The following is a 13,745-nucleotide window of genomic DNA, read 5'->3' on the forward strand; positions in this document are numbered from 1 at the left end:
ATCAGTGCACTCCTTCGCCAGAGGTGATCGGAAGGGCCGCACCAGCGCCCGTGACCGGGCCACCTTCGGGCGGCATCAGCCAGCCGGTGACAGATTTCTTGGCATCGAACACCCGTTTGGCGGCGTCATTGACCTGTTCCACCGTCACACCCGAAATCCGGTCCGGCCAGCTTTCGACCTGATCCACGGTCAAACCGACCGCAAGCGACTGACCGAGCACGCGTGCACCGGCAGATAGCGAGTCACGGGCAAAGACGGCACTATCAAGCAGCTTCTGCTTGGCACGATCGAGTTCATCCTGCGTCACACCGTCGGCGACGACCTTGGCAATTTCGGCCTCGACCGCCTTTTCAAGATCGGCCAAATCGACATCACCGCGCGGAACGGCATAGACACCGAAGCTTGCCAGATCGACGGTCACCGGATCATAGAAGGTGCCAACGCTTGAGGCGATTTCCTGATCGACCACAAGGGCCTTGAAGAAGCGGCTGGTGGTGCCCGATCCGATGATTTCGCTCAGCACATCAAGCGGCACGGCATCAGCCGCATCGGTATTGTAGGACGGTGCCAGATAATAGCGCGACCAGGATGCCTGACCGACCTGCGGGTCACGCATGGTGACCTTGCGCGGGGCATGCTGAACCGGTTCCTGAACACGGTTGCGGGTCATGTCCTTACCACGCGGGATGACGCCGTAATATTTTTCCGCCATCGGCAGCAATTCATCCATGGTGATGTCGCCGGCAACAACCAAAATGGCATTATTGGGCGCATACCAGTCGCGATAGAATTCAAGTGCGTCTTCGGTGGAAAGTTTTTCCATTTCATGGCGCCAGCCAATGATCGACCGACCATAGGGATGCGCCATATACAGCGATGCGCGCATCTGTTCGCCCAGAAGCGCCCCCGGGCTGGTATCAATGCGCGAACGGCGTTCTTCGATGATCACATCGCGTTCGGGCAGAACCACATCATCTGAGAGTTTCAGATTGGTCATGCGGTCGGCTTCCATCTCCATGACCAGATCAAGCCGGTCACGGGCAATGTTCTGGAAATATCCCGTGTAGTCCCAGCTGGTGAAGGCGTTGTCATTGCCGCCATTGCGCGCAACGATCTTTGAAAAGTCGCCCGGCACCATCTTATCGGTCCCCTTGAACATCAGATGTTCAAGGAAATGGGCAATGCCCGAGACACCTTGGGGCTCGTCGGCCGAGCCGACCTTGTACCAGACCATATGGGTAACGACCGGTGCACGGTGGTTTTCCACCAGCACGACCTGCATGCCGTTATCAAGGGTGGCAGTTTGCGGGCTGAACACAGCCGCCCGTGACAAACCGGGCACAAGGGCAAGAGTCAGTGCGACGAGGGCAAGCACAGCCACGGAGCTGCGCGTCATTGATCGGATTGTTCCAGAAATTCTCATTGTGGCGTCCCATTCCAATTCAGGATGGTTATGCAAACGGTGTGTTTCAATGCAGGACCAGCAGAACGCGGCACTTGCATTCAACAGGCATTTCTTAAGAACCGAATATGACAGAACAAGGGCGCGAAACCATCGCGCCCTTGTCTGAATGCATCAAATTGTCGTGTGTTCGGCCAATCGTCTGGCGAAGCTTAGAAGATGTCTTCCAGCCAGCCTTTCTGTTTGCGTTCGATCACAGGGGTATCGGCACCACCGGCAACATTGTCACCCAATGCCTGCTGATCGCGGATACGCTTGGCTTCGGCGGCCGGATCCACGACGGTGCCGAATTCCGGCTTTTCCTGCCAGAACAGCAGATCGTCGACGACGCCTTCGCTTTCGGAAATGAAGATCGAGGTTTCACGATCCACCGTGTTGCGGATTTCCGGATCGGCATATTGCGCACCGGATGCCGAAAGAAGGGCAACCTGTCCCTTGCTGCGCGTACCTTCGGTGATGTCACGTTTTACAACGTTGGGATCTTCACCAACCAGAATACGACGCGCCTGATCGGTGGTCGAACCGGTTTGCGGGCGCGGTGCGCCTGGATCAGGAACACGCAAGGTAAAATCAGGCGGCAGGCTGAGCGGGGCGCGCGAAACAACCGCAAACTCGTCGGGCGACTGTTTGTTCAGGCCAAAGGTTTCACGTGTTGATTCACAACCGGAAACGCCAAGCGCAAGTCCGCCCAGCAATGCAATTTTGAAAATATTGGTCGTCAGTTTCCGGGCCATTTGTGCCTCATTACCACTTCAAAACCGGACCATGTTCGCCCGGCCAAAATTCATCTGGTAGATTTTTTACCGCCAAAAAGGGAATCGATCAACAGTAGCGCCGCACCAACCGTGATTGCACTATCGGCAATATTGAATACCGGCCAGTGATAACCCGCAACATGCAGATCAATGAAGTCGGTCACAGCCCCATGGCGCAGACGATCAACGAGGTTGCCAACCGCGCCGCCAATGATCATTGCCAGGGCAAAACGCAGCATGGAATCGCGCGTGCGCCACATCCAGATGCCAAACCCAATGGTGATGGCCGCCGTCACTGCAATCATCACCCAAGGTGCCTGTCCCTGAAACAGGCCAAACGAAACACCCGGGTTCCAGGCCAGAACAAAGTTCATGAACGGCGTCACTTCGATCACGCGAAGCGGGTTCGACAGACCATCAATGGCAAGCGCCTTGGTCCACTGGTCGACACCAAACACGATTGCAATGACGATCAGACCAAACACAAAGGCACGATGTTTCATCAACACTCTTTCTGACTTGCCGGGATGCGCCCTGCCAGCTGGCAGGGCGTTCCCGAACGCCACCGTTACTCGGCGGCAATTCCCATTTCATCAACGGCATCCGCACAGCGGTTGCAAACGGTTTTATGTTCAGCATGGCTGCCAACTTCCGGCAGGGTCTGCCAGCAACGTTCGCATTTCTCGCCTTCTGCCAATGCCGGCACAACACCGACACCTGCAACGTCATCAAGGGTATAGGCACCGTCCGGTGCTTCACCCGTGATCAGTTCGATGTCAGATGTAATGGCGATTTCGGCAAGATTAAGGCCAGCCAGGGCTTCGACATAATCAGCGGTCGCATAAACCTTTGGTGCGGCATCAAGGCTTGCGCCAATGCGTTTTTCGGCACGTTCAAGTTCAAGCGCACCGGTGACAACACGGCGAAGCTTGCGGATCTTGGCCCATTTGGCGGCCAGCGCATCGTCTTTCCAGCCGTCCGATACCGTGTTGAAGGTTTCCGAATGAACCGAGCTTTCAGCGCCATAACGCGCGCGCCATGCTTCGTCGGCGGTAAAGCACAAAACCGGTGCCAACCAACGGACAAGACAATCAAACACGCGATCCATGACCGTGCGGGCCGCACGGCGACGCAGGCTGCTTGGTGCGTCGCAATAAAGCGCGTCCTTGCGGATATCAAGATAGAACGCCGACATATCAAGCGCGCAGAAGTTATGCAGCTCGATAAACATCGAATGGAAATCGTAGTCCGCAGTCGTCTTGCGCACCATGTCGTCAAGGTGGCTCAGACGATGCAGAACCCAGCGTTCGAGTTCCGGCAGCTCGTTGTCTGCAACCTTTTCGGACTGGTCAAAGCCGTCAAGGTTGCCCAGCAGGAAGCGCAGGGTGTTGCGCAGACGACGATAGATGTCGGAATGGCGCTGAATGATTTCGTGGCTGATGCGCAGATCATCATGATAATCGGAGCTCACCACCCACAGACGCAGGATATCTGCACCAAGCTTGTCGATGACATCGTTCGGCGCAATGACGTTGCCGAGCGATTTCGACATCTTGCGGCCTTCGCCATCAAGAACAAAGCCATGGGTCAGAACCGCGTCGTACGGTGCGCGACCACGGGTACCGCAAGACTCAAGCAATGAGCTGTGGAACCAGCCGCGATGCTGATCCGATCCTTCAAGGTAAAGGTCCGCCGGCCATTTCAGGTCCTGACGTTCTTCGAGCACGAAGGCATGGGTCGAACCGGAATCAAACCAGACGTCGAGAACGTCGGTGACCTGTTCGAAATCATCGGCGTTGTATTTGTCGCCAAGGAAATACTGTGCATCGCGGGTGAACCAGGCGTCAGCCCCTTCTTCGCAGAAGGCTTCGTAGACACGATCAAGAACTTCCTGATCACGCAGCGGCTGACGGGTGCTTTTTTCGATGAACACCGTGATCGGAACGCCCCATGCACGCTGGCGCGATACGCACCAGTCCGGGCGGTTGGCAATCATGGAATGCAGACGGTTACGACCGGCTTCCGGGACAAAGCGGGTTTCATCAATCGCCTTAAGCGCCTTTTCACGCAGGTCATTGTCCTGCATGGAAATGAACCACTGCGGTGTGGTTCGATAGATCACCGGTGCCTTGGAACGCCATGAGCACGGATAGGAGTGCTTGAGACGGCCGCGCGACAGCAGAGCGCCAACTTCGATCAGCTTGGCGATGACCGCTTCGTTCGCACCTGCTTCCTTGCCGTTTTCATCATAGATGCGCTCGCCGGCAAACAGCGGCACGGTCTGATAATAGGCCCCATCACCATCGACCATTTCCGGCACTTCCAGACCGTATTTCAGACCGGTCTGGTAATCGTCCGGGCCGTGGGTCGGTGCGGTATGGACAAAGCCGGTACCGGTGTCGGTCGTGACATAGTCGGCCGCCAGAAGCGGGACGTCAAAGTCATAGCCCTGACCGCGGAACGGATGGGCAGAAAGCGTGCCTTCGAGGTCGGCGCCCTTAAAGGTGCCGACAACCTTGTGACCGGTAACGCGACCGTTTTTGCACAGGTCTTCAAGAAGATCGGTACAGACCGCCATCTTCTCGCCAACGGTGGCCCATGCTTCCTCGGCGGTTTCGGTGACTTCGATGACGGAATATTCGATGTCTTCGCCATATGAAATCGCACGGTTGCCCGGAATGGTCCAAGGGGTCGTGGTCCAGATGACGATGGTCGCGTCTTTAAGCAGATCGACCTTGGTCTCGGTAACCGGGAAGCGGACATAGATCGTTTTGGATGTATGGTCGTGATATTCGACTTCGGCCTCGGCAAGGGCGGTTTTTTCAACCACCGACCACATGACCGGTTTGGAGCCCATATAGAGCGAACCGTTCATCAGGAACTTGCCAAGTTCACGGGCAATTGATGCCTCTGCCTTGTAGTCCATGGTGACATAGGGATTGTCCCAGTCGCCCATGACGCCAAGGCGTTTGAATTCTTCGCGCTGAATATCAAGCCATTTCTGGGCGAACTCGCGGCATTCCTTGCGGAATTCGGCAATCGGAACATCGTCCTTGTTTTTGCCCTTGGCGCGGTATTGTTCTTCGATCTTCCATTCGATCGGAAGGCCGTGGCAGTCCCAACCCGGAACGTAAACAGCGTTCTTGCCCAGCATCTGCTGGGAACGGGTGATGACGTCTTTAAGGATTTTGTTCAGTGCATGACCAATATGCAGATGGCCGTTGGCATAGGGCGGGCCATCATGGAGGACAAACATTTCACGATCAGCCGAAATACCGCGAATTTTGCCGTAGAGGTCCTCTTTCTTCCACTGCTCGAGCAGGGTCGGCTCCATCTTTGGCAAACCCGCCCGCATCGGGAAATCGGTCTTGGGCAGGATAACGGTTTTCTTGTATTCGACACTCATCGTGACGGTCCTGTCGTCTTGAACAAATTAAAAGGGCGAACCCCCCGGAGATCTCGCGAAAAGCTGATCTTGCGAAAAGCGCGCGGATCATAGCGGGTTCGTCAACAAATTCAAATCTTGCCGAGAATATCCTTGGCAGCGATCACATCTGCTGCGATCTGGGCTTTCAGGGCATCAAGCCCATCGAACTTCTTTTCCCCGCGGATAAAGCCGTGCAGACGCACGCGAACCCGCCGGTCATAGATGTCCTGATCAAAGTCAAAAAGGTGTGCTTCAAGCCCGGCATCATCATCGCCGCCAAAGCTTGGCCGCACGCCAATATTGGCGACTCCGGGGATCCAGCGTTCGACGGTTTTGCCATCGGCTTTAGAAACCAGTCCAAGCTCGACAGCGTAAACACCGAATTTCGGGCGCAGGTGATTGCCAAGCGGAACATTGGCCGTCGGGAAGCCGATGGTGCGTCCGCGCGCATCGCCATGGGCGACAACCCCGCCAATCTCCCACGGGCGTCCCAACAGATGCTTGGCGTCTTCGGGGCGGCCGTCACGCAGCGCCTGACGGATCGCGGTCGAGGAATAGACAATCCCGTTATCATGGGTGACAGCGGTTACCGCCGTCACACCAAAACCGGATTTTTCACCAATGGCACGCAGCAAATCGACATCCCCTGCCCGGCCCTTGCCGAAACAGAAATCCCAGCCAACCACGACATGTTTGGCGCCAAGGCCCGTGACCAGAACGCGTTCGATGAATTCTTCGGCGGTCATAGCGGCAAAGTCGCGGTTAAACTCGACCTCGTAGAACAGATCGATATCAATGCTGCCAGCCGCGGTTTCGCGATCCTCGGCCGAGGTCAGACGGAACGGCGGATCATCGGCGCGAAACAGCATGCGCGGATGGGGTTCGAACGTCAGGATCGCAAGCGGCGCACCAAGATCACGGGCAATCGCGCGGGCCTGATCCAGAAGCGTTTGATGCCCCAGATGCAGTCCATCGAAATTGCCGATCGCCACAACAGCGCCGCGCGCATCATCGGTCAGGTTCTCAAAAGATCGAAAAACGCGCATTCGCGCCGGTCTCTCTTCGCTGCGTTCCATGCCTGCCGACCTTTTGTCGGCAAATCCAGCAGGCAGCTATATAGGGCGCAGGCCCGAAGCGTAAAGACTTTTCCGACAAAAAAGCGCAGGCTTTCCGGCATCAGGCGCGTGAAGGCACCATCACGGTTGCTTCGCCCGAGATCACGCAACGATCCCCGACATAGCAGTTGGTTTCCATAATGGCGCGTTTCTTGGCCGGGATCAGTTCACGCACGGTCACACGCGCTGTCACGGTATCGCCGATCCGAACCGGTGCCTTGAACTGCAGGTTCTGGGAAAGATAAATCGTGCCAGGCCCGGGCAGGCGCGTGCCAAGGACCGTCGAAATGAAACCGGCTGACAGCATGCCATGGGCAATGCGGCCTTCGAACATCGTGGTTGCGGCGTAATCCTGATTAAGGTGCACCGGGTTGGTGTCACCGGTAATGCCGGCAAACATTACGATGTCGGTTTCGGTTACCGTTTTTCCATAACTGCCCGACAGCCCGATCTCAAGATCTTCGAAATACAGCCCATGAAGTCCGTCGCGTTCATCCATTTCCTAGAAACCCTATGCCTGTTGCGCGGTTGCTTACATTGCAGATGTCGCGCTTATAATTATTTTGCAATGCAATATTTGTAATTTTATTGCGCATTTTTCGAAATGAGCAATGCCTATTTCGTCGAATGTCTTCTTGATAAGCGCTTGAAATTGTCTGAAACGGGGACATATCAGGGCATGCCCACCTGTGATATCAATGATCTAAGCCCTATAAAAACAAACCTTTGGGAAACGCCCCCGATGAACAACACAATTGCAGACACCTATGAAATTGCCATGGGTCGATGGAGCCGCCGTCTGTCGCGCAGCTTTCTGGACTTTGTTGCCGCACCGTCTTGCGGTTCGTTGGTTGACGTCGGATGTGGCACGGGCAGTCTGACCCTGGCTGCGGCCAACCGGTATCCGGATGCGCGGGTTGTTGGCATTGACCTGATCCCTGATTACCTGACAGACGCCTTGCGCGAAGAAGCTTCAAATATCGAACTTAAAACCGGGGATGCGTTGTCGCTGCCGTTCGAGAATAACAGTTTTGATACTGCCTTTTCGCAGTTGTTGATCAATGATCTGGAAGACCCGGAAAAGGCGGTTGCCGAGATGGTCCGCGTCACCAAACCGAACGGGAAAATCGCCGCGTCCGTCTGGGACCGCGCGGGCGGGTTGACGTTTATCCGCCTGTTTCTCGATGCAGCGGCCATTTTGGCCGGGGTCGAGGGCGAAAAATTGCGCGAAGAGGTTTTCGATGTCCCCTATCAGGATGAAGATGACCTTTATGATCTTTGGTCGGATGCGGGATTGGGCGATATTGAAACCGCAACCCTGGCGGTGCGCATGGATTTCATCGATTTCGATGACTACTGGCAGTCGCTGATGGGGGCGCACAGCCTGATCCGTAATTTCTTTAACCGGCAATATGCCGACACGGCCTACGAAATTCAGCAGGCCACACGTCTGGCGTATCTTGGTGGCAAGACAGACGGGCGGCGGTCGCTTGTGGCATCGGCCATGGCGGTGCGCGGCGTAGTGCCAGCGTAATCATCGACGCCGAAACGGCATCCAGAGAACACCCAGTAAACTTTGGCTGTCCATGTCGCGGAATTCCTTCAGGCCGATCTGCATATCGTGGTCATTGACCTTGGTATGATCGATATAGCTGACAAACAGCCGGTCCCAGATGGACAGGATGTTACCGTAGTTGCTGTTGGTTTCTTTCATCAGACTTGAATGGTGCACCCGGTGCATATCGGGTGTCACGACCACCCGTCGCAAGGCGCGATCAAGGCTTTTGGGCAGATGCACATTGCCATGATTAAACAGGGCAAAGCCGCTTAGCATGCTTTCATATACCACCACCGCCCATGGATCGGCCCCGATCAGCACGACAAAGGTCGATTTGTAGAGTGCGGATGCGACGATCTCGACCGGATGGAACCGCACGGCGGTCGAGACATCAAATTCGGTATCGCAGTGATGCACCCGGTGAAACCGCCAGAACACCGGCACGATGTGGGTCAGGCGATGCTGCCAATAGATCGCACAATCAAGAACAATGATGGTGACCAGCCCGGACAATAATGCTGGCATGCCCAAAAGGTTATTTATCCCCCAACCATTGGCCTGTGCCCAGATGGCGGCGGCGATCATCGCAGCCCCGATGGTGAAACGTGCCAGGGCGGCACTCAGCAACAACAGACCAAAATTGGTCAGCCAGCGCATGGGGCGGCGCACGGCTTCCTTGGGCCGATAAGGGGCCACCGCCTCCCACAAGGCCATGACCGCCAGAATGGCGGCAAAGATACCCAGCCGAAATAATCCGCTCTGATCCATTTCATCCTGCCTTGTGTGATAAGGAGCGCGTATGCGTCACCTTGAACTGATATCGGATATCGCAATGTATAAACAACATCTTGCAGTTCGATATCTCATCACCTTTATGTTAGAGAAAGGTGATTCATACTGAAATGCCAATGCTTGGCGACAATAACCGATAACGGGGGACTATATGCCAGAACGATCAGGATCCATTCGGACACTCTTTCTTTCCGTGTTCGCGACCCTGTCTTTTGGCAGCATCGCCCTTGCAGATGGCCCGCCGTTTGATTTGCCAGTCGTTTGTGCCGGCAACAGTTGTGACATTGTTCACTACGTCGACCATGATGCCGGTCCGCAAATTCGTGACTATGCCTGCGGCACGACAACATATGACGGTCATCGTGGCACTGATTTCGCCATCCCGGATGAAGCCACCATGCTTGATGGCGTTCCGGTCCTGTCGATCGCGGATGGCACGGTCGTTGCCCTGCGCGACGGGGTTGAAGATATTGATTCAGGTCGTATCGCCACCAGCAGCCTTGAAGGCATCGAATGCGGCAACGGCATTCTGATTGATCATGATGATGGCTGGCAAAGCCAGTATTGCCATCTTCGCCGGGGATGGGTTGCGGTCAAACAGGGCGACCGTGTCAGCCGTGGTCAGGTGATCGGGCGGATCGGCATTTCCGGTCAGGCCACCTTCCCGCACCTGCATTTCAACCTGCGCAAGGATGGCGAACTTGTTGATCCGTTCAGTGGCACCGCCATGGGCACCAGCAGTGCCGCCGATTGCAATGTCGAAAATGCAGCCCTTTGGTCATCGTCTGCGCGTGCCCAGCTTAGCTATAACGAGATCACGCTTTATGGCCATGGTTTTTCGATGGCGCGCCCGAACGCATCCGACATTAAACGCGGATATGGCAAGGATCAGGAACTACCCCGCACAAGCCCGGCACTTTATTTCTGGGCCTATCTGATCGGCGCCAATGATGGCGATGTCATCCGCATGAGCCTGCAAACACCTGATGGAAAGGGCGGCCATCGCGACTTTGTCATTGATCTGCCCAACGATGCGGGCCCGCGCGCAAAGTGGTTCTTTATCAATATGGACCGCCCCGGCAGCCAATGGCCGGCTGGCACCTATGAAGGCGAGATCACCTTTACCCGTGGTGACAATTCCCCGCGCGTTATCGGCGAGGGCAAAGTCGTGATCCGCTAGGGACCCCGCCCCGGAAAGATCCGATTTGGGTTGCTTCACGTACACCAGCCGACTTAAAATTACACCAGTAAAATGTATTAGTTGTTGAAACTATTACATTAATTTTAGATTTGGCGCGTGAATGTACAGAATTTATGACTGTCTGGCACACCAGCACGATATCGTGCTGGTCCTCGTTGCCCTTCTTATTGGACTGGCGGGCATTCATACCGCATTCAATCTGTACGCACGCGCCTGCATCGGTCGCCTTCGACAGAAAATCGCATGGCTGTTCCTGACCGGGGTTGTGACCGGCGGGGGCATCTGGGCGACCCACTTCATCGCAATGCTGTCCTATGACCCGGTTGTGCCGGTTGGCTATGAGCCCCTTCTGACGGCTATCTCGCTGGCGATTGCGATTGTGACAACCACCATCGGGTTTGCGATTGCCTCGATCAGTGGGCCGCATCTTGTCTTGTCGCATCTTGTCTTGTCGCGTCTTGTCGGCGGCCTTGTTGTCGGGCTTGGTATTTCGGCCATGCATTTCACCGGCATGTCTGCCATCCGTGTTCCCGGCATTATCAGCTGGCACATGGATATTGTGATTGCCGCCATCCTGATGGGGGCCTTGTTCGGCATGGCGTCGCTATATCTGGCCAAGACCGCACAGACCGACCAGCAGAAACTTCTGGGTAAGGCAAACCTGACCATCGCGGTGGCGACCATGCATTTCGGCGCGATGGGTGCACTGGTGATCACACCCGATCCGACTGTCCCGGTCCCGGCACAGCTTATTTCGCAGGAATATCTTGCGGTCGGCGTCGCCGTTGTTGCCATCGGGCTGATTGCCATTGGTTTTGTCACCGCCCTTGTTGACCGGCAACTTCGCGATCATGTCAGCAACCGCATGCGCATTCTGGGTGATTCCGCCATCGAGGCGCTCGTTCTGACCCAGAATGGGCGGGTGATTGACGCCAATGACAGCTTCCTGAAACTGGGTGGCGTCACCCGCGCAGAGATTCTTGATCAGGATTTCCTGACAGAGTGGCTTTCCGATACACCGGCGGAATTCAAATCAGGAAAGGTCGGTTATGCGGAAACGACCCTGTCCTGGAGCAATAATACCGCCATACCGGTCGAGGTCGTGCGTCGCGAAATTCCCGCCGATGAAATATCGGATGCCACCGTGATATTTGGTCTGCGTGATCTGCGCGAACGGTATGCTGCAGAAAACCATATCCGTTTTCTGGCAGAACGTGACGCCCTGACCAAGCTTCTGAACCGGTCAACATTCAATGACCGCCTGGCCGAGGCACTGACGCAATCGGATGAAACCGGCATACCGTTGACGGTGATGTGCATTGATTTCGACCACTTCAAGGAACTCAATGACAGCTTCGGCCATATTGCCGGCGACCATGCGCTGCGGGAATTGGGTGAACGCCTGGCCGAGCTGTTTAGCGATAATGTGGTGATCGCGCGTGTTGGCGGTGATGAGTTTGTCGCCCTGCTGTCGCACCCTGAACAATCAGATATGGATAACGTTATCGCCCGGTCGCGCGAAACCGCCCAGCAAATCCTTGATTGTGTCGCGCTCCCGGTTTTCATCAATGCCGAACACCGTGCGAAGCTTTCTGCAAGTATCGGGATTGCGCATTATCCAACCGATGGCAATGACGCCGAAAGCATCCTGTTTCATGCCGACCTTGCGATGTATCGGGTCAAACAATCCGGCGGCAATGACATCGTGTTCTATTCATCGGAAATGGACGAGGAATACCGTTTCAAGCGCCAGCTTTCTTCGAACCTGCGTCATGCGATGGAGAACGGCCAGCTTGAACTTCATTACCAGCCGCAATGCGAGACCGATGGTAATGATCAGGTGATCCATTCGTTTGAAGCCTTGCTGCGCTGGACCGATCCGGAACTGGGATCGATCCCGCCCGGACGGTTTATTCCGATTGCCGAGGAAACCGGCCTGATTGTGCCGCTGGGCGAATGGGTGCTTAGAACCGCCTGCAAAGAGGCTGCACGCTGGAAAAATCCGCTTGGTATCGGGGTCAATCTGTCAGCGGTTCAATTGCAGAAACATGAATTGCCGGAACTGGTTGCCGAGATCCTGAACGAAACCGGTCTTGATCCGAAACGCCTTGAACTGGAAGTCACCGAGACAGCCCTTATTCACAATCCGGCGCGCTCGATGAAGATCCTTTCTGATATCAAGAAGCTGGGTGTGCGGATTGCCATGGATGATTTCGGCACCGGTTATTCGTCGCTTGCGACCTTGCAGAACTTCCCGGTGGATCGCATCAAGATCGACCAGTCCTTTATCAAGAAGCTGGTCAGCAACGATCAGGCGATTGCCATCGTCCGTGCGGTGATCAATCTGAGCCGCGACCTCAACCTCGAGGTGATTGCAGAGGGGGTCGAAACCGACGAACAGGCAAGCTTCCTGAACGATCATGATTGCCGCTCTGTGCAGGGTTACAAGTACGGATATCCCAAGCCGATAAGCGACTACGCACATGTCGTAAATCCGACGGAATTCCCCGAAACCACTGCGAATCGGGATAGCGGCATTGAAACCGTTTGATTGTTATGGAACCGGAAAAGGCATAATGCGTTTCAAACAGGCAGGGCCATTGCAATTTGTGACAAAACAGGCAGCAAAAACGTGACCTTTTCCATGAGGTTGAAAGTTTTTTGACGTTTTTTGAGCAACAACTCTTGTAACTCGGCCATCTGCCTGCCTATATTTGACGTGTGCCGAGCCCGGCACATTGACACTACCTGTCATAAGACGGAGTAAACATGATGAATAAGCGCAAAGCAGTTGCAATCGCCATTGCCCGTGAACAGCAGATCGCCCGTTCGATGGAAATCCTGTTCGCCGGTACCATTCTGGCCGTCATCGCATCGCTTCTGGTCATCTGACCTACGCTTCGCTTTCATCATTAGCGTCCCCATTCAAACCAACTGGCAAACCAACTGGTTTTGAAGAGACCTTCTTTTAAATAGCTCCATGACACATCACAGCGTCTTTTCGGTCATCATTGCGCGAATTATCAGCCCGGTTGTCTAAGGACACCGGGACGTATCTGTTCGCCTTTTTGATGCACTGAATATCTGTGAGCATTGTCATGACTGATCATGCATTTGCTGCGTCCGCAATGGACGCACATACCCCCAAATCCGTTTACTGTTTTTCCGTTCACGCCGCTGCTGAACCGGATGTGATGCCGCGCGTTCTCGAACTGTTTGCCAAGCGTAATCTGGTTCCTGCCAGCTGGCATTCAACCGTTGCCAATGGTCTGCGCGGTTACGAGGAACTTCAGATCGACATCCAGGTCCAGCAACTTGAAACCAAAGTTGCCGAGCACATCGCGCGATGCCTGCGTCAGATCATCCACGTGAATACGGTTCTGACATCGGAAAAAGGCTATTCAAACTCAGCGCTTAGCGCGTAGGCTGTCTTGG

11 protein-coding genes are annotated in these 13,745 nt (G+C 55.1%); 4 read left to right on the forward strand and 7 right to left on the reverse strand.

What is annotated here, in order from left to right; translation table 11 throughout:
* Window position 1 precedes the first annotated feature (1 nt).
* From TH4_RS02410 to TH4_RS02435, 6 genes are all read right to left on the reverse strand, one after another.
* Window positions 2-1,396 (reverse strand): M16 family metallopeptidase, encoded by a 1,395-nt coding sequence (locus TH4_RS02410; protein ID WP_245227681.1) that lies wholly within the window; start codon window positions 1,394-1,396, stop codon window positions 2-4.
* A gap of 218 nt (window positions 1,397-1,614) precedes the next feature.
* Window positions 1,615-2,196 carry a DUF3035 domain-containing protein gene (locus TH4_RS02415; RefSeq protein WP_063088643.1) on the reverse strand — a complete coding sequence of 194 codons (582 nt, stop codon included), beginning with the start codon at window positions 2,194-2,196 and terminating at the stop codon, window positions 1,615-1,617.
* A gap of 50 nt (window positions 2,197-2,246) precedes the next feature.
* The gene (lspA, locus tag TH4_RS02420; protein WP_063088642.1) at window positions 2,247-2,720 is read right to left on the reverse strand and encodes a signal peptidase II; all 474 of its coding nucleotides are present in this window, start codon (window positions 2,718-2,720) and stop codon (window positions 2,247-2,249) included.
* A 65-nt stretch (window positions 2,721-2,785) separates the two neighbouring features.
* Window positions 2,786-5,623, reverse strand: a complete 2,838-nt coding sequence (gene ileS / locus TH4_RS02425; RefSeq protein ID WP_064779776.1) for an isoleucine--tRNA ligase — start codon at window positions 5,621-5,623, stop codon at window positions 2,786-2,788.
* A 110-nt stretch (window positions 5,624-5,733) separates the two neighbouring features.
* The gene (locus TH4_RS02430) at window positions 5,734-6,690 is read right to left on the reverse strand and encodes a bifunctional riboflavin kinase/FAD synthetase (RefSeq protein WP_064780012.1); all 957 of its coding nucleotides are present in this window, start codon (window positions 6,688-6,690) and stop codon (window positions 5,734-5,736) included.
* Between the two features lie 130 nt (window positions 6,691-6,820).
* Window positions 6,821-7,258, reverse strand: coding sequence for a MaoC family dehydratase (locus TH4_RS02435; RefSeq protein WP_063088640.1), 438 nt, complete (start codon window positions 7,256-7,258; stop codon window positions 6,821-6,823).
* 243 nt (window positions 7,259-7,501) lie between these two features.
* On the opposite strand from TH4_RS02435, the gene TH4_RS02440 reads away from it, so the two are divergent.
* The gene (locus TH4_RS02440) at window positions 7,502-8,293 is read left to right on the forward strand and encodes a class I SAM-dependent methyltransferase (RefSeq protein ID WP_064780013.1); all 792 of its coding nucleotides are present in this window, start codon (window positions 7,502-7,504) and stop codon (window positions 8,291-8,293) included.
* Here the strand turns inward: TH4_RS02440 and TH4_RS02445 are convergent, their stop codons facing one another.
* The gene (locus TH4_RS02445; protein WP_064779777.1) at window positions 8,294-9,085 is read right to left on the reverse strand and encodes a sterol desaturase family protein; all 792 of its coding nucleotides are present in this window, start codon (window positions 9,083-9,085) and stop codon (window positions 8,294-8,296) included.
* Between the two features lie 175 nt (window positions 9,086-9,260).
* Here TH4_RS02445 and TH4_RS02450 point away from each other — a divergent pair, with 175 nt between their 5' ends.
* The 3 genes from TH4_RS02450 (at window position 9,261) to TH4_RS02460 (ending at window position 13,735) form a co-directional block, all read left to right on the forward strand.
* Window positions 9,261-10,289, forward strand: coding sequence for a M23 family metallopeptidase (locus TH4_RS02450; protein WP_064779778.1), 1,029 nt, complete (start codon window positions 9,261-9,263; stop codon window positions 10,287-10,289).
* 121 nt (window positions 10,290-10,410) lie between these two features.
* Window positions 10,411-12,861 (forward strand): bifunctional diguanylate cyclase/phosphodiesterase, encoded by a 2,451-nt coding sequence (locus tag TH4_RS02455; protein ID WP_064779779.1) that lies wholly within the window; start codon window positions 10,411-10,413, stop codon window positions 12,859-12,861.
* A gap of 547 nt (window positions 12,862-13,408) precedes the next feature.
* Complete coding sequence (locus TH4_RS02460; protein WP_063088636.1) at window positions 13,409-13,735, forward strand: hypothetical protein; 327 nt, start codon at window positions 13,409-13,411, stop codon at window positions 13,733-13,735.
* The last annotated feature ends 10 nt before the right edge of the window (window positions 13,736-13,745 follow it).

This window comes from Thalassospira tepidiphila MCCC 1A03514 (genome assembly GCF_001662875.1).
Taxonomy (GTDB): domain Bacteria; phylum Pseudomonadota; class Alphaproteobacteria; order Rhodospirillales; family Thalassospiraceae; genus Thalassospira; species Thalassospira tepidiphila.

Bases quoted from the DNA above. Each gene is read 5' to 3' on its own strand.
- TH4_RS02450 (WP_064779778.1), top strand. From the start codon at position 9,261: ATGCCAGAACGATCAGGATCCATTCGGACACTCTTTCTTTCCGTGTTC.
- lspA (WP_063088642.1), bottom strand. From the start codon at position 2,720: ATGAAACATCGTGCCTTTGTGTTTGGTCTGATCGTCATTGCAATCGTG.
- TH4_RS02410 (WP_245227681.1), bottom strand. From the start codon at position 1,396: ATGACGCGCAGCTCCGTGGCTGTGCTTGCCCTCGTCGCACTGACTCTT.
- TH4_RS02435 (WP_063088640.1), bottom strand. From the start codon at position 7,258: ATGGATGAACGCGACGGACTTCATGGGCTGTATTTCGAAGATCTTGAG.
- TH4_RS02430 (WP_064780012.1), bottom strand. From the start codon at position 6,690: ATGCGCGTTTTTCGATCTTTTGAGAACCTGACCGATGATGCGCGCGGC.
- TH4_RS02415 (WP_063088643.1), bottom strand. From the start codon at position 2,196: ATGGCCCGGAAACTGACGACCAATATTTTCAAAATTGCATTGCTGGGC.
- ileS (WP_064779776.1), bottom strand. From the start codon at position 5,623: ATGAGTGTCGAATACAAGAAAACCGTTATCCTGCCCAAGACCGATTTC.
- TH4_RS02445 (WP_064779777.1), bottom strand. From the start codon at position 9,085: ATGGATCAGAGCGGATTATTTCGGCTGGGTATCTTTGCCGCCATTCTG.
- TH4_RS02440 (WP_064780013.1), top strand. From the start codon at position 7,502: ATGAACAACACAATTGCAGACACCTATGAAATTGCCATGGGTCGATGG.
- TH4_RS02455 (WP_064779779.1), top strand. From the start codon at position 10,411: ATGTACAGAATTTATGACTGTCTGGCACACCAGCACGATATCGTGCTG.
- TH4_RS02460 (WP_063088636.1), top strand. From the start codon at position 13,409: ATGACTGATCATGCATTTGCTGCGTCCGCAATGGACGCACATACCCCC.